This is a genomic window from Chitinivorax tropicus, from assembly GCF_014202905.1.
GTDB lineage: Bacteria > Pseudomonadota > Gammaproteobacteria > Burkholderiales > SCOH01 > Chitinivorax > Chitinivorax tropicus.
Genome location: NZ_JACHHY010000006.1, coordinates 123,803 through 144,869, shown reverse-complemented (window position 1 = coordinate 144,869; position 21,067 = coordinate 123,803). Strand labels below are relative to the sequence as shown.

Sequence of the window (21,067 nt, the reverse complement as noted above, 5' to 3'; positions counted from 1 at the left end):
CGGATGGCCTTCCACGTCCGCACGGTGGTGGACCATGCAAGAGTTGGCGGACCGGCTAGGCGAACCAACTGCGTGGGCTGAAACCGAGGTTGCGCTGCTCCAGTTGCTGCGCTCGCGCAAGCTCGAGGCCGAAGTTGTCGAGGTTCTGTGCATCTTCTGGATGGCGGTACAGGGGCATGGCTACTCGCCTACAGCAGAGTTGGCCACGAGCATCCCGAAGCCCTCTCCGCTCTCAGACTTGCTGGTGGCGAGTCTTGGGCTGTCGGGTCAAGCCGGCGATGCGGGCATGAAGGAGGTGCCTGATGACTTCGTGGTCCCAGATGACTTCGACGGCGTGCAAGGTGTGGACTTGCCCAGGATGTTCCGAACGTCCATGAGCAGGCTCGAGGCCTACACCGGACTCCCTTTCGTCCGGCAGATGGCTTTCGAGTGGACGGAGAACCGAGCGACTTACCCCGACGCGCCATACCAAGGCGACCCGTGGCACTTCACACGACCGCTTGGTGATGGTTTCATCGGCCAGCTTTCCGCGCGCGCCGCTCTTCGCGCCATATCTGCCTACCTTCGTACGCTGGCGGTGGCCAAGCAGTTCTGGAACATGCCGTCGGAGTTTGCAGACGAACAGTCGCTTTTGGCACTGCCTGTCCATCCGACTATGGCCTTGCTTAAGCCACGGCGCCCACACTGGTTTCCGGCGTCAGCTGACTTCGACGGCGATACCGAGGCGATCGAAGCAGCATTTCGAGCCCTGGTTGCCCGCGTGGAGGCGGCGCGTCCAGGTGATGAACTGATCTCCTTCATCTCGCCAGTTGTGATGTCAATGGAACGGTGTGTGGAGGTGTCTCTGGTGAGGTGCTCGCAGGCCCCAGGGAGCAACATTGACGATGCGGACTTGGCGGCTCATCTCGATGCCTTCTGGGCGCGCGAGCAGATTCTTCATAGCACGGTTGCAGACCCATTCAGCACAACAACCATCGTAGTTCCACCAACTCTTGAACAACTGGTGGACGACGACTGCAAGGCCTGGCCGCTGGCCGGAACGCTCGACTACGACCGGATGGGCTACCTCCAGCACGACCTGTATCCGTCACGGCTCTTCTTCCCGACGGCGCCCGGTTTGCATGAGGTTGCAGTCACTCCTCGTGATGGGCAGCTAGAAATCAAGGTCGAAGATTATGTCGTCGCTGATCTTTGCTACTGGAACGCTGGGTGGGGGCCAGCACGACCAAGGCAGCTTCGTGGAAATTGTGGGACGGCGCTCACCTCACGAGGCACGGCATACCGCGAGGGTGCTGGCCCTGAATGTGGGACGCTGCGGGCGTTCTACCTTTGGCAGGTGCGTACGCTGCACCGGAGCAGCAGCTTCGGCGAGTTCAGCGAAACAATAGCGAAAGGCTCCATGTTCGTTTAGTTAAGCTCTTCATAGCCCACTCTTAAGGGACAATAATTATTTGTGCAGAATCACGTTGGGCACACAGTTGAATACATCTTGCTGGATAGCTCTGATTACAACATCTTCTAAAACAAGGAAAATTTCCTCGAAATTTCGCGTTCCTTAGAGCCCCAAGGGGTTTGTCATGGTTTCGTCAACTTACTTGCTTTCATCGTGAAAGCAACAGCATTTTTTGCGTTTGACATGCAATTTTTCGGTGCTTACGCTGGCGGGAAAACATATTTCCGATCCCAGAAAAATGAGCCCTTTTGCCCGCCTACTTCACGACCTTCGAATGCGTCATGGCATTCGCCAAGGAGACCTCGCAAAACTGCTTGGGCATCACCAAGGATACGTCTCTGCCCTTGAAATCGGCATCAAGGGGCCACCACCGCCTGAGTTTGTGGAAAAACTAATCAGCGTCCTGGATCTCGGTGCAGATGAGCAAGAAGAGCTGCACGAGGCAGTGGCTGCATCTGACCGAAAGATGGTCATTGACGCAGAAGCGCCAACAGAGGTTTTCTGGATGCTCGCTGCACTGCGCGAACGTGTGCCCGACCTTCACCCAGCCCAGGTTAGGATGATTCGGGAAATCGTTGAATTACCCGATCAACTGGCCCAGCGCACACAAGAACCTATCACGCGCCTGAAGCGGCGCAGAAATACGGAGGCCAAAATGTAAAAAACGGGACAAACCTTTCGGCTTGCCCCGCTCTTGGCATCTGTCGATACCTGACTGGTAATCAAAGTATCGCCATCTACCTTCAGCGCGTCAAGCCATTCCATTGAAAAATCATCCGGTTTTCTTTCGGCCTCCGGCCTGAAGAGGGGGCTTTTTACGCCCGAAACCGGACATGTCGAACTGTTCAGCGGTGTCGGTACGGGTTTCTGCACCCTTTAGCCGGTACTGCAAGGAGTTGCTATGCCGCACATATCCTGGAGAGGCACATGGCGGGGTCTATCCCCGGCCGGTCTATCCCATCAACGCGCCCGCGAAGTACTTCGCTCAACGGGCGGCATCGTCCGGGGCAAGTTCCCCAGCCGTAAAACCGGCCGCATGGTGCATTACGAAGGTCTGCTCGAACTCGATGCGCTCTATCTCTTTGAAAACTCACCTCTGATCGCCAGCTATACGGAGCAGCCGGTACGCATCTACTACCCCGATGGTGCACGACTTCGGCGCTATACACCGGATTTCCATCTCACCTTGGCCGATGGGCAAGAAGTACTGATCGAGGTGAAGCCCGCAGCCAATGCCGCTCACCCAGATACCTGCCACAGCCTTGCGCAGATTGCGGCCCATTTCAACCGAGCCGGCCAATCGTTCGAGGTGCTGAGCGATGAGGTAATCCGCATTGAGCCTCGTCTTTCCAATCTGAAAGTCATTCACCACGAGGCAGCACGTATCCGGCCAGAGCTATTGAAGGGTGAAGTTTCCCTACGCCGCTTGGCCGCAAATTTTCCGATGGAGATCCATGCGGCTAAAGCAGCGCTTTCTGCCTTCAGCCTTGACCCCTATAGCTTGCTGCTTGCCGGACAACTGGTATGCGACCTCGGCATGCCAGTCGGCGCCAATACCTTGCTCAACCTGAATTTGGAGAGCGGCCATGAATGGTTTCGCCTTTCGCACCGGCACCACTTTTGAGTTGTCCGGTGCCACCCACCGCATCGAGCGACTCGGGCCGGATGAGCAGGTCGTGCTTGAGCGTCTGCATGATGGCCAGATCGTCATGAGCTCGCGTCCAGCGCTTCTGGATGCTTATCGAACATTACAGATTCAGGTTTGCGAAGAAAGCAAGGCTACTCGCCCTCAAACCCACTATGGGCGTACCTTGGCGGAATTGCCGGCTCGTGTACGCAAGGAAATCGAGCGCCGTATGGCCTACCTGCAAGCGATTGAGGACGATGGAAATTGCGTATTCACCGCCTATTCGTTGCAGCCGTTGATTGACGAGGTTGCGGCCCGAATTAGTGACCCCAAACCGCCCTCGGTCATTACCTTGTATCGATGGCATCGGCGCTATCAACAGAGTCGGCAGGTTCGTAACTTGGTGCCACGGTACGATTTACGGGGTGGTTCCCGGGCCAGGCAGCATGCTCGCTGTCTGGAGTTGGCTGCGGAAGCCACCAAGGAAGCGTTTGATGCAAGTCCCGCCGCCACGGTAAGAAACATCTATGACCGTCTGCTTGGAAAGCTTCAGGCCGAGAACCAACAGCGGCTACCGAGCGATCAAATCCCGGCCCCAGCACTGCGTACCATGTACCGCTTGATGGATCGCATGGAAGCCTACGATCTGGCCATGCTCAGGAACGGAAAAGCCGCAGCAGATCGGCGCTTTCGGATCGTGAAAGCCGGCCCCAAGGTGACGCGAATTCTTGAGCGGGTTGAGGCTGACCACACGCCGCTCGATCTCTTTTTGATCGATCAGGTGACGGGGCTTCCACTTGGGCGACCACTTCTGACTGTTTATATCGATGTTTTCAGTCGCTTCCCGCTGGGTTATCACCTCAGTTTCGGCAACACCTCGGCCGCTGCCGTTATCGGCGGATTACGGCATGCCGTTTTGCCCAAGGCTGCGACCGTTGAAGTCATTCCTAACCTGCCTGTTCAACACGTCTGGCCATGCTATGGCCTGATTGATGTGCTGGTACTGGATAACGGCCTGGAGTTTCTCGGGGCGGATCTGAACAGCGTTGCCTATGATCTTGGCACCCGCCTTCAGTTTTGCCCCAAACGCCAGCCCCGTTTCAAGGGGGTTGTTGAACGCTACCTGAAAACCGTCAATTACTTCTTTACGCATCAATTGCCCGGCACCAGCCTCGCGCGCCTCTCGGATCGTGGAGATTACGACGCAGCCAAACATGCCGTCCTGAGCCTAGCCGAATTCCGGCATCTGTTTGAGAAATGGCTACTGGATGTCTATGCGCAAACTGTTCAGCGCGGGATTGGCACGACGCCTTGGGCACGCTGGCATGAAGGCCTGAATCAACGAACACCCATCCTCCCCGGTAGCGTCGCTGAGTTGCAACGCCGCATCGGCCTGGTCCGGGAACGCTCGCTAGGCCACCAAGGCATTCAACTTCATGGCCTGCACTATGCAGGGCCAGCGCTATCGCCCGTGATTCGAACCTGGGGACCGGGCGCCAAGGTCCGGGTCGTGTTCGATGCCGATGATCTTGGCAGCATCCATGTTTGGCCGCCTGAGGCCCAGGAGCCAATTACCGTTGAAGCCATCCATCTCAACTACGCCAAGGGACTCTCGCTGTATCAGCATGAATTGATCCGCGAGCAGGTACGAACCAATGGCAAGTCGTCGGAAAACCTCGATGCGCTGATCGATGCCAAGCACCAGCTTGCTCAGGCGGTCGATGAAATGATCCGCAGCCGCAAGCAGCGCACACGCCGACAGGCGGCCCACATCCACGGCATGTCGAGCCGGCAGCCTGAAGCACGTTTCGAAGCCTCTGCACCCAAAGCAGCCTCTCCGACACCACGGCCGACTCGAAAAGCCACCTCGGGCAGCGCGCCAGCACTTCCGCCGACACCATTCCCGTCCTTTACGCTCATGCGTGGCAAGGAGGTGGTTTGATGCATACCTTGCATACGGCGTTGAATCGTTTCAACAACGCACACCTCTCGTTCCCGCCATTTGCCAGAGCGCTCCACGAGATTGATGGTTTGCTTCAGATGTACCGGGAAACCGGGCTCGCAGAAAACCTTCTGATCCTCGGCGAGTCTGGAACCGGAAAAACCACCCTTTGCCAGGCTGTGATCCAGCAACATCCGCGACGGGCATTGCAGGAGCGGGACTGGCTGCCGGTTTTGTATATCCCCATTCCGCCAGCAGCAACCATCGCAGGCGTTACCGAAGCCATGCTATCCAAGCTGGGTGATCCGGCTCCCGGCAAAGGGACAATCTCGGCAAAAACGGCACGGGTTTTCAAATTGGCGAGAGGGTGCGGGGTTGAACTCATCCTCCTCGATGAAGCCCAGCACATCCAGGATCGGGGCCAGCTTCCAACGCAGTACATGGTTGGTGACTGGCTGAAAGGCATGGCGGATGAGATCGGCGTGCCGACAGTATTGCTGGGGCTCCCACGCGTCGACAGCCTGTTACGGGTCAATGAGCAGTTACGTCGGCGGTTTACCCGTCGTCTGTGCATGAACCTCGGGCAAAACGAAGGCAGCTCCATCGAAACGGAGTGCTTTCAGCTTTTCGCATCGCTGATACCCAGCCTGCCCGTACCGCTGCGCTTTGGCAATTACGACTGGGAGGAATTCGGGCAGCGGCTCTATTACGCAACCGATGGCCGGATTGCCTACGTCAAGTCTTTGCTGAGCGCAGCACTCCGCTGGGTCGTTCAACGAAACCTTGAGGCAATTACCCCCGAGGAGCTGGAAGCTGCTTTCGCGTGCGAAATATGGAGCGCCGGGATCGGCGCACTGAACCCATTCAACGAGAAATTTGAGTTTCGCCCTTTAACGCGAGCAGGAGAACCATTCGAGCGGGGTATTCCCGGCATGCCGTTGAAAGGAGGTAAGCGCCATGTCGCTGCTTGAACGAAATGGATTGCCTGTACGACCAAGCAGGGAACTTGGTGAAAGCCTGCCTGGATATCTCTACCGACTCTACAACGCCAATGGTCACCCGGTTCCGACTGAAATCCATGCGAGCCTGTCGCTGCTCTACAGCAACGCCGCACTAGATCAACGCGAGGCCGCAGCTGCCCAGTTATCAGCGGTTGCTGGCGAGCTAAGTGATGCGGACTGGCCACGATGGCGAACGTGGCACGGTTGGCTAAAGCAAAGCTACGCCTGGCTTCGTTTCTGCCCCCTCTGCCTGCGGGAAAACCAGCTCCATCAATCTATTTGGGAGCTTCCCTTGGTCACGGCGTGCCCGATTCATCAGACCCAGTTGGTTGAGGAATGTGAGTGCGGACGAAAACTGGGGTGGCGATGGAGCAGTGCCGATTGGAATTGCCGATGTGGCAAGGCTTTTTGCGAGATAGATGCCCCGGATGCTGCCCAAGGTACGGTGGTGCTCGCGCGACTGATTTCTGCCTGCTCCTCCGTCGAAAGAGGTGGACGATGGCCATACGCCTGGCGATTACCCAAGGAATTTCACGATCTATCGCTTGAGGCACTCTATGCCGAGATTGAATTTCTCCATCAGTTGGAATGCAAGTTGCACCGGCATTTAGGCGGAATCGGAGTAACCAAATTCCCTTCCGCGTCGGTAGGTATGTTGCTCGCTCGATGGCCCCGGAATCTGGACGCCTATCTTCAGGGGTGGCTGGAACGATATTTCGCCAAAGATCACGGCAGCGGCATCGTCCGCTTAGGCAGGAATATGCCGCTCATCAAGCTGCAAACATCGTTTTCAAGTCCGCTCTCGGCAAAAGCAGAGCCGAATATTTCCAGACAATACCTCGCAAGGTTTGTCGACCGCATTCGTCTCCCCGTACACGGCCCCGGTGTGTATCTGATCGACTCGGCATTGCTAAAGCAACTGGATGCAGCGTGGTTGCATGAGTTCTACGCCCTGACAGAACGATCCAGCCACTTACACAGCCCTCAAGCGGGCAAGCCATCCGGCGCCGACAGTCGCCAGGCCACGGTCATGCGGCAGGTAATCGCGCGCTTTGTCGCATATGCAGTGACAAAACAGTCCTTCAACACAGGATTGAGACGAACTGCGCGAATCTGGCCAGCGCTACCGGAGCACTCCGGAACTTCGCTGCTCGAATGGCTTGCGCACCTGATCGGGCCACTCCATGAGGCATCTCACACCCACCTCTGCTACCTGCGGGAAATGCTCGATTCGGTGCAGCATTAACAAAAGACAATGGCTATGAATACTTCGCATGAAAAACTAACCGACCTGCAACGCTTGTCCGAGGAGATCATCAGACAGCCACGCGAAAAGGCTCTTCCCTGCAACCTGAGCAATGAATGGCTTCATCTACTGGAACGAGACTTTCGTATCGCTTTACGGAATGATGATGTGGAAATCGTAGGCGATCCGCTTGATTACATCAAAGCCCCTTTGACTCTGATTGGTCACCTGGCTGTAGGGAAAAACAACGGAGCCTGGGCAGCCATCGATGAAGACAAACTGTTCAGGTACTTCCTGCTTTACCAAGCGGAGATTTTGCTAGAAATCGCGCGCCGGAACGGCTCGGTGGATTCGCCGCCCGCAACCTTGGAAACCATATTTATGGAGCGGGAAATCTACCTGCTTCGCCCAAGCCAGGGCTTCGCCTGTGAGGGATTCAAGTCATGAAAAATCCGCGACAGGAACGAATGCGCCGGCAAATGAGTCAATATCACCGAATGAACCCTTGGCGACTGACCCTGGGACTTTATATCCCGCACAGCTATCCAGACCTCAAACCCTTGTCCTGGTGGGATGACGTTGGCTTTGTGCTCGGCGGCCGGCGTGTGATGGTCTGGTGGGTTCATCCACGGAGAAGATACTTGGATGAGATCGAAGCACGTGCATTGCGCGATGCTGGGCCAATGCCAGATGACGAGGCTTTTGGCAAATCTATCGGCAAGTACTGTAAGCGAGTTGGCCGATCCAGGAAAAACCAGATTGCATTTCGAACTCATGCGTTATCCGAGAGGCTCTCGGGCTATTTCGAACGAGTCAACGCCATCGAGGATCGACTATGTGCGGAAGGGATTGATTACGTTGTTGCCCCTTCAATGTCTGCTCGATGGTATCGATGGGGTATCGGCGTCGATCTCTGTGCCCCAATCGAAGTGCGGAATATCGAGGAGGTCCGTCAGTTGGCGAATCTTGCGAGGCGCTTGTTGAAACGCGAGTGCTCGTTTTCTGAGGTTTTCCCTAGCCATGTTTATGGTCGGGAAAACTGGTTAGGCGAAGCCAACCTCCGCGCAGGCAGTTAGCACTTCACCTGTATCTAGTGTTCGCTACTTTGGCGGGGGTACGTAGATCAAATTTACGTCCTCCGCCATCATTGCTTCAACAGCACATCTTGCACATGCAATCGCCAAATCACGCTTCTCCGCAGCAGTATCCGATCCGGAGGACTGGCGCTGTTGAATGGAATAGCTGAACGAGCGAATGGGAAAATTGTCCCTTCCTTTGGGGGTTACGCCTGAAATTCCGTAGCAATGCAGCGCTCCGTTGGTTGTGCGATTTACGGCCGAATACAGGAAAATCGACCAGCGATCTGCTGGATATTTCCGGGTAAAAGCCTCGCTTACCAAATCTCTGACATCGCCAGCAGTTGCCGGCCCAAACTCGGCTGTCGTGAAACGCCCCGCATACCCGGCGCTTGAGAAGGCCAATAGGAGTGAAGCAAGTATAGGTCGCCAAATCATCGCTCGAATTCCAAACACTATGATAACGAGCGAATTGTGACGTAAACGCGGCTGACGCAAAAGCGGCACGGCATGAGACTACATCTCATGCTAGAAAGCAGCACACCCTCTTCAGTAGAAGCCAATTCGGCCAGGGCTGTGCTCGCCTCAAATTTGATCCGGCTACGCCGGGAAAAAGGTTGGTCTCAGGAGATACTGGCCTTTGAGGCAGGACTACATCGGACATTCGTCGCCCACGTGGAGCGGCAAGTCAGGAATATCTCGCTAGATAACCTCGAACGGCTGGCCAAGGCTCTCAGTGTTCATATACATGAGTTGCTTTTACCTCCGAACTAGAGGTGTCCCTTGGCCAGCGTGAAACCTACAATTGCTTCATTCCACAGCGAGCACTCAAGCAAGTTTCGCCAGTATAGGCGCTTAAACTCTGGTGGGTAAAAAACAGAATTGTTCAAAAATGTGTATGCAACCAGCCGGGGCTTGGCAGATAGCAACCGCTGACTACGTTAGATAAGCGGGAAGCAAAAGTCCAATTTTCCTGCGGGGGCAAAATTAATCCCATTGACCCATAGCCTACGCCAGACTCTGAATACCAAGCTACTGGACAGCAACAACGGCCACTGGTGCCGTGGGCTAGTAGGATGATCCGCATACGCCTGCTGGTTGAACCAGCCCAATATAACCTCCATTACTTGGCCGGGGTTGCGGAGATTCAATTCGATATCTGATATAGAGACCGCTGTCGCCTTTTCCTTTGTTACCTGCCCGATCTGCCCTTTCATTAGATTACGTAGCGTGTTCCATTCGTACATCGCGACGCCCTCACTCGTGCAGAAATCTAGGTTCTCGATGTTGTGTATTAACAGGAAGCCAGCGCGCTGAGCCAGCATTTCTGAATCGAGTTGGCGTTCGCCAATCCGCTGTCGAACTCGCTCAAGAACTCCGGGCTCCCTGATTTGATTTCGGAGATTTCTAAGCTGCTCCAGCCCATGCAGAATTTGCCCATTACTTGAATACTCCTTTAGCTCGTCGCGCAGATGTGGAAGCAACGTAGCCGTCCGATGCTTAATCTGACAAAACAATAGGGCATGAGAACGAGAGTCTTCAATAATTACGTCCGCGTCGTATTTCGCCGATTTATCGTTGATGCCTGGGAATACACGATACCGTTTTGAGGGGATGCGGTCGCGAACGTAGTTTGCAATGTAATCTTGTTCAAACCAGTCACCGCGGAAATTCATTGTACTTAACCCCGCATGACAGTACTTGCGCAATGCATACTTTAGCGAGAGATTCCCGACTTGTAGTTGTCCATCCCCCACATTCTCGAGGAATCGATCACCAACAGGATGCCGCCTTGAATCATCGAGTAGCGATTTTATGGCCTCCGTGGGAAATCCAGCTTTGTTAAGGTTTTCTTCGCGGACATATATCGGAAGCATGCTATTTAGCAGCAATTCACTGGCCGTTATGCCAGAGGATACTTGTTGCTTTGTGCTATGAAGGTAGATGTAGAGGATCAGCCGCAAGCGTTCCGTTATGTCTTGCATAACAACTCGATCCTTCGCATGCATCAAGGCCATGTAATCGGGGTGTAACGACAGAAACTTGTCAATAAAGTAATCGCAAAGAAGATTAAACTCATGACTGTCGGAACGAACGATGTCATGGAAGGCGTTATTTGTATTCTGAATTTTTTCCAAGAAGCCAAGAATCAATGCGTGATCCGACAACGTGCTCTGATGTGCCCAGTAGTGAGCGAACCAATAGAGCTTATGCGCCTCTAGGATTGCCGAGTTTCGTTCAAACATAACCTGCTGCCTTTGGTCGTCTCCACAAGGAACGACGACGCCCGCCATTACGAACAAACATGTATGTGCGACAGAGTACAGTGCAACAAATGCAGCCCGGTCGGCCTCGGTTAACGACTGGCTAGATATATCCTCCTGTCCTAGGTCTTCTACGACTTGTGCCCAGATATGGTCTGCCCAGACGCGATCATTGCCGTCGACAAAGCCGGATTGCCCATCAGGTAGCTCCGCATGCACCCCCATCTCAACAGCCTGTACCCCAACATGAAAGAGCGGGACTGTTTTGTTCTGAATATGCTCTAGCCTTGAGGAGACATGCTTTCGGAGGATGCAAAAAGTCTTATAGAGTGCTACTGGCAAGTGTTCGCGTAAACATTCGACGTCGGTATTCCATGGTTTGGTCAGTAGCTGTTTTGCCAGCGTATTTTTGGTTCCACTGAGTTGTTGATGGAAATGCTCAAGAAGATTTATCACAAATGCTCCGGGTGTTAGGCGGTTCTGATTTTTAAGCATTTGTACTTTACCGATGGTCTAAGTCAAGCCCTGAACACAGACTTGGTATTGTATTTAGGCGATAACTGATGCCGAGAGCCACGACTTTTCTCTTTTCTATATGTGGCCGTCTTGGCGACTGATTTTGCGTTGGAGGCCGGATATTGGTCATCACTACAGATCACGATCTAGAGATTCAGCCAGATTTTTCACAAAAAACGGCACAACCTGTGAAATTTTTCAGGTTAACTGGCTTTTTGGAGAGGGCTCTACGCCACAGAATATGAAAAAAGCTCACTTTGTCATTGGCAGGTTTTTCACTAACTGCGTCAACCTACAGCTCCCAAGCCGCCCTACCCTGCTCGGCATTGCCTGCCGATAGCGCCCATCCACCGCTTATATAATCCGGCCCCTATCCCAAGCCCAGCCCAGCCCAGCCCAATGCGATTGTTGTATGGAAGAACCAACCACATCATGACAATTGGCTAGATCAATTCCACCACGCTACACTGACACCGTTCATTTCATTTAGAAACACTTGACGCCACGGCAAAGCTGAATAACTTCAATCTCATGGCACACCTATGAATATCAACTGGTTTAGCAAAACCTTTGAAATATCTCATACTACCCATCAAGCCATCTCCTCCATGGAGGGCATCCGTGGTTTTGCAGTATTTCTGGTATTCCTGGTGCATTACGTCACACTTGTTGAACCCTGGTTGGCCGAGTCATCCTTCACACAGACCATCTCATACCATGTCAGAAGCATTGGTGATATCGGCGTTGATCTGTTCTTCGTACTAAGTGGCTACCTGATCTATGGCATGCTGATCAGAAAAAAGCAGCCATTTGGTAGCTATCTGGTTAGACGAATCCGACGAATCTACCCAACTTTCACTGCTGTTTTTCTGCTATATCTTGCGTTGTCTTTCATATTTCCATCCGAATCCAAAATACCAAATAGCTGGCACGGCTTAATATTCATTGCTCAGAATTTTTTCTTATTCCCTGGCATGTTTGACATCAATACCATCATTACCGTTTCCTGGTCATTAAGCTATGAATTCTTCTGCTACTTACTGATTCCAATTGCCATTTCGTTGATGAAGCTACGAAAATGGCATTGGAAATTACGCGTCACCTTTTTCTCAGTCGCTGCACTGACACTTTTTACATATTTTTCATTTCATAGCGGCCATATCCGACTATTGATGTTCATCTCTGGGATATTGCTATTTGAAGTTATCGAAAATGGAAAAATACAGCGCATTCCACCCATTGGCCTACCAGCGCTAGGGCTATCCATTACCATAGTCATCATATTGAATATCTTTCATGTGAATAGCTGGTGGAAATTTCTTTTTATCTTCATGCTATTCTTCATCTTCTGCCTGGATTGCCTCATATCAAATAGCATGGCTAGCAAAATATTCAAATTCACGCCCATGCGCTGGCTAGGCAATATGAGCTACTCTTACTATCTGATTCATGGTCTTACGTTGAAATTCATCTTCATGATCTTGGCCATTATTTACACCCCAGATCATGCAGATGATTGGATATTCTGGGCTGGCATACCAACTTCATTTATGGCAACGCTCGTCCCAGCCTCCATACTTTTCATTTACATAGAAAAGCCTTTTTCCTTGAATGCCAGAGCGCAGTACTCTCTCCAATCCATGACATCGCCCGCAAGCCAGATCGCATAGTCATGTGGCCCCAAGACTGGAATGGCATCCTTGACATAAAGGGCTACGATGTCTCGCCAATGATTGGGTTGCAGCTTGCTCGTTATTGAGCGATATCATCTTGCTTGTGACACATATCTACCTCTTTCTTGTTTGGCCATGGCAATCAACTCTCATTACATAAAACATCAATCAAAAAAATAACAATATTTTATTGACAAATCTGTAGGTACCGTTACGATCTGCTGATACGGCTTGTGGTGACTCACCACCTTGATAACAAAATTCTTACATCGCCGTTTTCAGTACTGAAATCCTTACCCAGCGCGTGGGAGTGTGCCAGCGTCCTGTTCTGGCGTGCTTTCCTATACATCCTGTTCCGGGTCGGCTTGGCCCGTGTCGCGCGTGTTGTTCCATCACGATGTTTTACAAACAGACCCGCTCGTCGCCATAGACAAAAAACATAAATGGCACGGGCAGGGTGTGCCGCGCCGGCCATTGGCTACCTGCGTCACACCACAGGGGATTGCTGCGGTGTTCTGCGCCGCACTCAAATGGAGGAGATAACAGATGAAGTCGAAGTGTTTTGCCGTAAAAGGCGATGGTGATTTGAAGCCAAAGCGCCAACCCACCGTGTTGGCGGCTTGGTGTGCGCTGGCCTTATTGACGGGTGGGGCGGAGGTAATGGCGAGTACGCTGAATCAGAACGTGTCATGGACGATCGACCGGCCTGGCACGTCGGCCAAGTATCGCGTTGTGGCATATGGTGATTCGATTTACGCTGGTTACAGCAGCTCGGTCTTCAATGCCGCCAAATATGCCGCACCGACAGTGGATGCAGAGTATCTGTCGGCAGCGTGGAATGCGGACGTGGAGAGTGTGCGCCGTGCGAAATCCGGTGCGGTGGCGTCTGATGTGTATCACAACAAGATCGTGGCGGAGCGGTCGTATATGCAGGATGCCTCGACCCGCGTGGTGACATTTGAGATGTGTGGCAACGATGGCCTACAGGCGCGCTCTGCATTCAGGGAGCAGGGCGGTACCTGCAATGTTGCGGTGATGGAAAATGCGCTGCAGAGTTGTAAGACACATGTAGCAGCCGCAATGGATTTCATCAATGCCAACGCCTATTCCGGCGTGAAGCTGAAGGTGATCTCGAACCTTTACTACCCTGGCTATGCCGCTGACAATCAGCAAAGCACCTGCACCAGCCCCAGCACCGGTAGAACGGTCAATATGCGGGATACGTTCCTGCCCTATCTGACCAAGATGAACTACTGGATGTGCGAGTTTGCACGCCAGAAGGGCTTCAAGTGCACAGACAATTTTGCTGAGTATATGGCTGCTGACTACGACAGCAATGGTGATGGCATGATCGACACTGATGGGTTGCGATACATTGCGGGCGAGAGCGAAGCAAGCTATGTGACCCGCATTACCTCCACGCTGAAGTCCACCATTCGTGATGCCAATACCAAGTTTGTTTCGCCTGGTACTAGCCATGACTATATCCAATCAGATGACACTCACCCGACCTTCAGCGGTGGGACGGTGAGATCGGGCCTGTTTGGAGACACGACCGGCTCAGGTGCGCCACGCTTTACATCGATCCCAGGTGGCAAGAACCCCATCTGGAACACCTTGGGGCATGAGCGTATGGGCTGGGCAGTCTCAACCTCCAACCCAGTTTCGCCCTGATCTTCGGGAGCATGCATGATGGCCGTATCGCGCCGCACTGATCGATTTTCGCCCTGCTGGCGGAGCGAAGCGGGGGCGTGGCGCCCGTCGATCGGCTATCTGCTGGTAGCAGCTGCACTGGTGCTATGGGGGCTGGGCTATGGCTGGTTGTCCGGCCCCCCGGCCTCCCCAGTGGAGATGACCTCCGCGCCAGCATCGCTCCCCTCAGCACCAGCCACGCAGGCCGCTGGCTGGCCGATGCTGTCGAAAGCGCCAGCAGAACAGCCCAAAGCCGATGAACCGACTATTCGGGTTGGGCGCGAGGGTGATCAAGATCCCACACCGGATATCACAAGCTTCATTCCAAAGGGCCAAGTGCCGACCATGAACGAAGTGATCACACGACTGCATCAAGCGGGTATCCGTACTGGTTTAGGGGCTTTCAACCCGCCTGGCACCCGCCCACCCATGGTCGGGCTGGCTGTGCCAGAGGGTTACACGCTGCCGGAAGGGTATGTCCGGCACTATCAGGCAACCGACGATGGCCAACGCATCGAGCCGATTCTGATGTTTGCACCAGATCGCCCATTTTTTGATGCGAACAACCAACCGATTCCGATACCGGAAGACCGCGTGGTCACACCGGAGCTGGCGCCACCGGGCTTCCCGATCCGGCGGATCGTAATCCCTCCCCCAGTTGACACCGGGCACGCCAAGCCCTGATTTCACTCTATTTTTCCAACGGTTTAGTTATGTTGATCGGCATTATTGGCAGCTCAGTGCTGTGTGGTTTGTATGCGTATGGCGGCCTGGGCTGGGTGCTAGGTTTTGTGGCACTGGCGCCCTGGCTGTGCTCGCTCAACGGGAGCAAGACGTTCGGCAGCACATTGTTGAGCGGATATGGGATGAGCATCGCCTATAGCCTGACCGTCTTCGCGTGGTTTGGCTTGGCGATTGGAGACTATACCAAGCTGGGTCAGTCAACTGGCTTGCTGGTGCTGGTGTTGATGGCGCCACTGTTTCAGCCGCAGATCCTCGCTTTTGCCCTTGCCCGTCATTGGGCTGGTCGTCGCTATGGCCCTTGGGTACAGGCCCTGGCCGGGGCTGCGGCCTGGGTGGCGACAGAGCGGCTGGTTCCCAAATTGCTGGGCGATACCTTGGGCTATGGGCTTTACCCGGCCACAACCATCCGTCAAGCGGCAGATCTGATTGGCTCGGCAGGGCTGACCTTTTGCCTGCTGCTGGCCAACGAAGCAACAGCCAGCACCTGGGGCCAACGTCGGCAAGGTGTGTTGTCAATGTTGAAGCCCGCTGCCATCGGCTTGGCCATTCCGCTGCTGCTGGCTGCCTACGGGGCCTACGTGCGACCACTGCCGCCCTCAACAACGGCGCAATCGCTACGTGTGGGCCTGATCCAATCCAATCTGGTGGCATATGAGCAGTTACGCGCCGAGAAAGGTGCATTCGCGGCTGTCCGCGAGGTGCTCGATCTGCATTATGCAATGAGCTACGACGCGGTGGAACGCCAAAAAGTCGATGTCGTGCTGTGGTCTGAAACCGCCTACCCCACCACCCTTGGTCACCCGAAAAGCCAAACCGGCGCAGAGCTGGATCAAGAGATCCTCAGCATTGTGCAGGCCGCACAGGTGCCATTTGTCATGGGCACCTATGATCGGGACGCCGCCGGTGAATACAACGCCGCCGCCATTGTCACACCCAAGCAAGGTGTATCGGGCATGTATCGGAAAACCCGGCTGTTCCCGCTGACCGAATGGGTGCCAGCCTGGTTGGATGGCCCGAACTTTCGCAGCTGGCTACCATGGACAGGCACCTGGCTGGCTGGCAATGGTGCACGGGTGTTCCCGCTGCCGCTCAAGGATGGGCGCGAAATACCTGTATTGCCGCTGATCTGCCTTGATGATGTCGATACACGGCTGGCCATCCATGGCGCTCGCCTGGGCGCCCAGGCCATCATTACTTTGTCCAACGACTCCTGGTTTACCCAATACCCCCAGGGCGCGGCCCTACACCATGCAGTCGCCGCCTTCCGCAGCATTGAAACCCGCCTGCCGCAATATCGCGTCACCACCAATGGCTACAGCGCGGTCATCGATGGACAGGGCCATGTCACCGCAGGATCACGGCTGGGTGAGCGTACCCTGGTAGTGGGCGCACTGCCGATCGGCACGCCCGCCCCCACCTTGCTAGTCAGATGGGGGGATTGGGTCGGGTTGGTCTGTGTGACATGGCTGGGGTTGTTGGCCATCACAGCGCTGCTGCCGAGGTGGCAACCACCAGCCCGGCCCCAGCTGGACACGCCCCCCGCTGATTGTCCGCTGGGCAGTGTGGCGGTGCTGCCGTTGCCAGCCCGATTGTTGGCAAGTGCGCTACGGGCCTTTGCACGATGCGCGCTGATCTGGCTGGCACTGTCGATCTTGCTGGATGACAGTTTGCGGGTTCAGGCATGGGCCCAGATCCGCTTGTTCATGAGCCTTTGCTTGGTGCCCGAGGCGGCAGCCTGGTTTGTCCTGCGGGCGTTCGCAGCCACCGCCAGCATCGAATCAGGGCAACTGGTGCTGCGCCGAGGCAAAGACAGCCTGATGCTTCCCTTGGCTGATATCCGTGCAGTCGAGCCCAGCTGGCTACCCCTGCCCACCCCTGGCCTGGCCATACACCTCCGCTCAGGCAGGCCCTGGCCATACACCCTTGCAGTTCCTGATCCAGCCAAATTGATGAGGGTGTTGACGCCCATTGACACAGCACAAACCAGCAAACCATCGATCATCGCCCTGCTCGCCCAGACACGCGAAGCGACGCGGCCAGGGCGCATCGCCCATCCTTTGGTGAAATTCGCCTTGCTCCCACTGGCACTGTCGCTGATTGCATTCAACCTGCACCAGCATATTGTGTATGGCAGCCTGTTCGGAGAGTACTACGTGCTGGGGCTCAAGGCTTACCTGACCACGCTGTTGCTGTGGTGGGGAGGGTGGCTGATCGGCATGACAGCCACCGCAGCCGTGCTGCGACTGGGTATTGAGTCGATTACCTTAGTGGCAACCTGGGCCAAGCCGCAACATGCTGCCGATACCCGCTACCTGATCGAACGCATGGGCCTGTTGGTACTATATGTTGGCGTGCCTGTCTGGCTGTTGATACGAGTGACGGGCATCAGTTAGTACCTGATGCTATCGAGATGTTTGCGCCGGTCTGCTGTTCAGCTCGCGCCAGACACTGCCTCGCCAGGCGGCTCTCCGCACACGACACGCAGGCACTGCCTTAACCAGCGGTGTGCCAGATCGGCATCCAACCTGGGGTGCCAGAGCATGGAAATCGTGAGATCCGGCAAGCTGATCGGCAATGCAAGCACCACCAGTCCATCCTGCAAACCTGCAGTATGACGAGCCGGCACCGTAGCGACCAGATTGGTACGACGCGCCAATGCCAGCGCAGTGGCAAAGCTATCGACAATAGTTTCAACTTGTCGTTGCAGGCCCAAGCCCAGCAAGGCATCGTCGATCCGGCTTTTTTCAAACCCACGGCGAGACACTACGATATGTCGCGCTGCGGCATAGCGCTCGGGGGTGATCACATCCTGTGCAAGTGCGTGCCGAGGCTGCACTACAGCAACGAACTGATCTTTGAACAGTTTCTGCACCCGCAATTCAGGGGCTTCGCTTTCGCCCACTACGCCAATCTCCAGATCAATAATGCCATCGCGCAAGGGCGTACTGTCCTTATTGGGTTTTTGCATGAACCGCAACCTGACCTGAGGGGCTGCCTGCCCCAGATGTTCAAGCAGGGCCGGGCCGAATGTCTCCGCAAAGCCATCGCTGGCCCGGATGGCGAATGTACGCTTCAACTGGGTCAGATCCAGTCTGCTGGCGGGCCGCAACACCATTTCCGCGCCTTGCACCAACTGGCCGACCTGCTCCCTGATCACAAGTGCACGGGGCGTAGGCACCATACCCCGGCCCGCCCGCACCAGCAATGGGTCACCCAGGGTTTCACGCAATCTGGCCAACGCCCTGCTCATGGCAGAAGGGCTCAGGTGTAGGCGTTTTGCAGCCTTGGCTACACTGCCTTCCGCCAATAAAGCATTCAAGGCAATCAACAGATTCAAGTCCGGCAGATTCATGAATTGGCTCGCGAGCAAAGTTGCCAAGAAGCGGCAAGCATACCGGACTATAGCTGGCGTCACATGCACGAATAACATGCAGATCATGCGCCTTCCGCACTGATTAGGCTGGTTTTATAGTCCGATCAAACCCATTGACGCGGAAACACCCCAACCATGCCCACCACCGCTTTCCCCCCCAGCCGCCGCATCTTGGCCGGCTTATCGCTGGCAGTTTTGCTGCCATCGCTCAGTGTCAGCATCGTCAACACCGGCTTGCCGACCTTGATGCAGGTTTTTTCCACCCCATTCTCAGCAGTGCAATGGGTGATACTGGGCTACTTGCTGGCCATGACAGCATTGATTACAAGCACAGGATATCTTGGAGATCGCCTAGGGCGGAAACGTATTCTCCTGATCGGTATCGCACTTTTCTGTATCGCCTCGCTGCTTGCTACAGGCGCCCAAGATATCACCATGCTGGTCATGGCACGGATTGGCCAAGGGCTGGGTGCAGCAGCCATGACCACACTGGCCATGGCCTGCGTTGGTGAGGTCATTCCCAAGGCGAAGAGCGGTGGTGCGCTGGGCCTGCTGGGAACCATGTCAGCCATTGGCACCACACTTGGCCCAGCCTTGGGGGGGATACTGATTGATACAATGGGCTGGCAGGCCATGTTCTGGGTACCTATTCCCCTGGCCGTGCTGGCATGGGTGCTGATCTCCCGATATTTACCCGGCCAAACCGACCTGAGCAGGCAGCCAACTTCCAACCTGGATATACCCGGTATGTGCTGGTTGATGACAACATTGCTGTTCTACACCTTGGCCTTGACCTTGGAGCGCGGCCACTATGGCTGGCTGAATGGCAGCCTGCTGATGCTTGCGTTGATCAGCCTTGCTGTGCTCATCGCCATCGAGCGACAGGCAGCCAACCCTTTGCTGGCAGTCCACCTGTTTCAAGACCCGCAATTCAGCAGTGGCTTGATAGCCAGCGTAGCAGCCACGACCGTGGTAATGGCCGCACTGGTGGTCGGGCCATTCTATTTGGGGCGGTTTTTTGATCTGAATTCAACACAAGTCGGCCTGGTCGTGTCGATTGGCCCCGCCTTCGCCACCCTCACCTCCTTTCCCGCTGGTCGCCTGGTAGACCGCATTGGGTCTGCCCGCACCATCACCCAGGGACTGAGCGCCATGCTGGTCGCCAGTGCGTTGTTGGTCTGTATTCCAGCCAGTTGGCGCGTACTCGGCTATGCCATTCCTCTGGCCCTGCTCACCACCGGCTATGCCACGTTCCAGACCGCCAACAACACAGCCGTATTGGCCCACTCGCAAGGCGGGCAGAGGGGGCTGATTTCAGGCATGCTCAACCTCGCACGCAATCTGGGCTTGATCACCGGTGCATCGTTGATGGGTGCGACCTTTGCATGGGTGGTCAACATCACTGGGCAGCAGCATGCCCCCACCGCTGCCAGATATGGCATGCAAGTCACCTTTGCTGTCGCCACGGTATTGGTCTTGATCGCGCTCGTCAGCCAGATGCGAGTAAAACATGCATCGCCAGCTAAATCATCGCAGGAAAACAGCTCTCCGCATCAAGCAGCAATACATCAGGCTGCAAACCGCCACGCAAGTGACGATCCATATTGACCTGGCCAGTGGCTGACCGATGAATTCGACAACCAGCACTGCAATTTTCATTGTGATGCCACACGCCCTCATCCATACAGCAGAGCCTGACTGAGCGACATATGAAAAGTTAGCCCGCACCTTGTTTACCTGGCTCTTTATGTCGGGCCAAAGATACCAAACTGCCAATTAAAAACGTTTTCATTGGCAGTTGAAATCACGCATTACCTATTCCAAAAAAGGCAATGCGCAAACCTGAAGCAGCCCTATTCAGTTACACACTCAATTCAATTGACAGTTTCAACCACCGAATATCTACCCTACATCATAAAATTCTCAACCACATACAACCTAAAAATCATATATACCAAACTGATCAAACAATATCTTATCGCGCAATCAATCCATATTTAAATGTCAACCAACAAAAAGAACATTCGGTCAAGTCAAAACAAGTTCAACCACACAACTAATTGAATTATTTGAAGAAACATCTTCATCCAAGCTACAAAAGCATACACACCCAGCACCTTCCTCACCAGGTATTCTCGCCTTTTCGTATATTTACCCACTATCTCCTGAAAATAAAACCACCCTCACCAACCCGAATGAATTTTACGCTTCCATAAAGTTAATGAATTTCGTATGACTTGACTAAGAAATAAACCTGAATATAGGCTGAATAAAGATTGGTATAAAACCAACAAACCAATCAAATTTTCATTCATCACTAAAATTTAGTTGCATTCAAAATGATACAAATCACAGAGCCATGCCAATTCATAAAAGAACCAAAAAATACAAATTTATCATTGATATATCAATCACCTATCACCCTATTATCAGTCGTGAAAAGCAACATCCATATCAAAT

At 54.3% G+C, this 21,067-nt stretch carries 16 protein-coding genes; 14 read left to right on the top strand and 2 right to left on the bottom strand.

All coding sequences use genetic code 11. The features are described 5' to 3' along the window. The first annotated feature begins 34 nt into the window (after positions 1-34). The 9 genes from HNQ59_RS06460 to HNQ59_RS06420 all read left to right on the top strand — a co-directional run bounded on the left by HNQ59_RS06460 (position 35) and on the right by HNQ59_RS06420 (position 9,119). On the top strand, positions 35-1,411 hold the full coding sequence (locus tag HNQ59_RS06460; RefSeq protein ID WP_343074212.1) for a multidrug DMT transporter permease: 1,377 nt from the start codon (positions 35-37) through the stop codon (positions 1,409-1,411). A gap of 238 nt (positions 1,412-1,649) precedes the next feature. Continuing rightward, positions 1,650-2,114, top strand: coding sequence for a helix-turn-helix domain-containing protein (locus HNQ59_RS06455; RefSeq protein WP_343074211.1), 465 nt, complete (start codon positions 1,650-1,652; stop codon positions 2,112-2,114). 240 nt (positions 2,115-2,354) lie between these two features. Further along, positions 2,355-3,077 (top strand): TnsA endonuclease N-terminal domain-containing protein, encoded by a 723-nt coding sequence (locus HNQ59_RS06450; RefSeq protein WP_184036703.1) that lies wholly within the window; start codon positions 2,355-2,357, stop codon positions 3,075-3,077. Continuing rightward, positions 3,040-5,022 carry a Mu transposase C-terminal domain-containing protein gene (locus HNQ59_RS06445; RefSeq protein WP_184036700.1) on the top strand — a complete coding sequence of 661 codons (1,983 nt, stop codon included), beginning with the start codon at positions 3,040-3,042 and terminating at the stop codon, positions 5,020-5,022. The genes HNQ59_RS06450 and HNQ59_RS06445 overlap by 38 nt, the downstream gene beginning before the upstream one ends. Next, positions 5,022-5,993, top strand: a complete 972-nt coding sequence (locus tag HNQ59_RS06440) for a TniB family NTP-binding protein (RefSeq protein ID WP_184036697.1) — start codon at positions 5,022-5,024, stop codon at positions 5,991-5,993. Before HNQ59_RS06445 ends, HNQ59_RS06440 begins: the two co-directional genes overlap by 1 nt. Next, entirely contained in the window at positions 5,980-7,269 is a 1,290-nt protein-coding gene (locus HNQ59_RS06435; protein WP_184036694.1) for a TniQ family protein, read from the top strand. Before HNQ59_RS06440 ends, HNQ59_RS06435 begins: the two co-directional genes overlap by 14 nt. 15 nt (positions 7,270-7,284) lie before the next feature. Next, positions 7,285-7,716: a hypothetical protein gene (locus HNQ59_RS06430; protein ID WP_184036692.1), complete on the top strand. Its 432-nt coding sequence runs from the start codon at positions 7,285-7,287 to the stop codon at positions 7,714-7,716. Further along, positions 7,713-8,345 carry a hypothetical protein gene (locus tag HNQ59_RS06425; RefSeq protein ID WP_184036689.1) on the top strand — a complete coding sequence of 211 codons (633 nt, stop codon included), beginning with the start codon at positions 7,713-7,715 and terminating at the stop codon, positions 8,343-8,345. The genes HNQ59_RS06430 and HNQ59_RS06425 overlap by 4 nt, the downstream gene beginning before the upstream one ends. Before the next feature lie 510 nt (positions 8,346-8,855). After that, positions 8,856-9,119, top strand: coding sequence for a helix-turn-helix domain-containing protein (locus HNQ59_RS06420; protein WP_425491359.1), 264 nt, complete (start codon positions 8,856-8,858; stop codon positions 9,117-9,119). Between the two features lie 167 nt (positions 9,120-9,286). Here HNQ59_RS06420 and HNQ59_RS06415 read toward each other — a convergent pair whose 3' ends face one another. After that, positions 9,287-11,104 carry a hypothetical protein gene (locus HNQ59_RS06415; protein ID WP_184036686.1) on the bottom strand — a complete coding sequence of 606 codons (1,818 nt, stop codon included), beginning with the start codon at positions 11,102-11,104 and terminating at the stop codon, positions 9,287-9,289. 563 nt (positions 11,105-11,667) lie between these two features. Between HNQ59_RS06415 and HNQ59_RS06410 the strand changes: the two genes are divergently transcribed. From HNQ59_RS06410 to lnt, 4 genes are all read left to right on the top strand, one after another. Continuing rightward, positions 11,668-12,795, top strand: a complete 1,128-nt coding sequence (locus tag HNQ59_RS06410) for an acyltransferase family protein (protein ID WP_184036684.1) — start codon at positions 11,668-11,670, stop codon at positions 12,793-12,795. Positions 12,796-13,344: 549 nt separating this feature from the next. Continuing rightward, on the top strand, positions 13,345-14,472 hold the full coding sequence (locus tag HNQ59_RS06405) for an SGNH/GDSL hydrolase family protein (RefSeq protein ID WP_425491358.1): 1,128 nt from the start codon (positions 13,345-13,347) through the stop codon (positions 14,470-14,472). A 15-nt stretch (positions 14,473-14,487) separates the two neighbouring features. Beyond that, the gene (locus HNQ59_RS06400) at positions 14,488-15,174 is read left to right on the top strand and encodes a hypothetical protein (RefSeq protein WP_246490876.1); all 687 of its coding nucleotides are present in this window, start codon (positions 14,488-14,490) and stop codon (positions 15,172-15,174) included. A 29-nt stretch (positions 15,175-15,203) separates the two neighbouring features. Beyond that, positions 15,204-17,627: an apolipoprotein N-acyltransferase gene (lnt, locus tag HNQ59_RS06395; protein ID WP_184036682.1), complete on the top strand. Its 2,424-nt coding sequence runs from the start codon at positions 15,204-15,206 to the stop codon at positions 17,625-17,627. A gap of 38 nt (positions 17,628-17,665) precedes the next feature. On the opposite strand, the gene HNQ59_RS06390 is transcribed toward lnt, so the two are convergent. Continuing rightward, positions 17,666-18,586, bottom strand: a complete 921-nt coding sequence (locus tag HNQ59_RS06390) for a LysR family transcriptional regulator (RefSeq protein ID WP_184036681.1) — start codon at positions 18,584-18,586, stop codon at positions 17,666-17,668. 156 nt (positions 18,587-18,742) lie between these two features. Between HNQ59_RS06390 and HNQ59_RS06385 the strand changes: the two genes are divergently transcribed. Further along, complete coding sequence (locus HNQ59_RS06385) at positions 18,743-20,215, top strand: MFS transporter (RefSeq protein WP_184036679.1); 1,473 nt, start codon at positions 18,743-18,745, stop codon at positions 20,213-20,215. Positions 20,216-21,067 lie beyond the last annotated feature (852 nt).

Coding starts and splice junctions, on each gene's coding strand:
- HNQ59_RS06435 (WP_184036694.1), top strand. CDS start 5,980: ATGTCGCTGCTTGAACGAAATGGATTGCCTGTACGACCAAGCAGGGAA.
- HNQ59_RS06450 (WP_184036703.1), top strand. CDS start 2,355: ATGCCGCACATATCCTGGAGAGGCACATGGCGGGGTCTATCCCCGGCC.
- HNQ59_RS06445 (WP_184036700.1), top strand. CDS start 3,040: ATGAATGGTTTCGCCTTTCGCACCGGCACCACTTTTGAGTTGTCCGGT.
- HNQ59_RS06385 (WP_184036679.1), top strand. CDS start 18,743: ATGCCCACCACCGCTTTCCCCCCCAGCCGCCGCATCTTGGCCGGCTTA.
- HNQ59_RS06440 (WP_184036697.1), top strand. CDS start 5,022: ATGCATACCTTGCATACGGCGTTGAATCGTTTCAACAACGCACACCTC.
- HNQ59_RS06430 (WP_184036692.1), top strand. CDS start 7,285: ATGAATACTTCGCATGAAAAACTAACCGACCTGCAACGCTTGTCCGAG.
- HNQ59_RS06420 (WP_425491359.1), top strand. CDS start 8,856: ATGAGACTACATCTCATGCTAGAAAGCAGCACACCCTCTTCAGTAGAA.
- HNQ59_RS06460 (WP_343074212.1), top strand. CDS start 35: ATGCAAGAGTTGGCGGACCGGCTAGGCGAACCAACTGCGTGGGCTGAA.
- HNQ59_RS06400 (WP_246490876.1), top strand. CDS start 14,488: ATGATGGCCGTATCGCGCCGCACTGATCGATTTTCGCCCTGCTGGCGG.
- HNQ59_RS06415 (WP_184036686.1), bottom strand. CDS start 11,104: ATGCTTAAAAATCAGAACCGCCTAACACCCGGAGCATTTGTGATAAAT.
- HNQ59_RS06405 (WP_425491358.1), top strand. CDS start 13,345: ATGAAGTCGAAGTGTTTTGCCGTAAAAGGCGATGGTGATTTGAAGCCA.
- HNQ59_RS06390 (WP_184036681.1), bottom strand. CDS start 18,586: ATGAATCTGCCGGACTTGAATCTGTTGATTGCCTTGAATGCTTTATTG.
- HNQ59_RS06425 (WP_184036689.1), top strand. CDS start 7,713: ATGAAAAATCCGCGACAGGAACGAATGCGCCGGCAAATGAGTCAATAT.
- lnt (WP_184036682.1), top strand. CDS start 15,204: ATGTTGATCGGCATTATTGGCAGCTCAGTGCTGTGTGGTTTGTATGCG.
- HNQ59_RS06410 (WP_184036684.1), top strand. CDS start 11,668: ATGAATATCAACTGGTTTAGCAAAACCTTTGAAATATCTCATACTACC.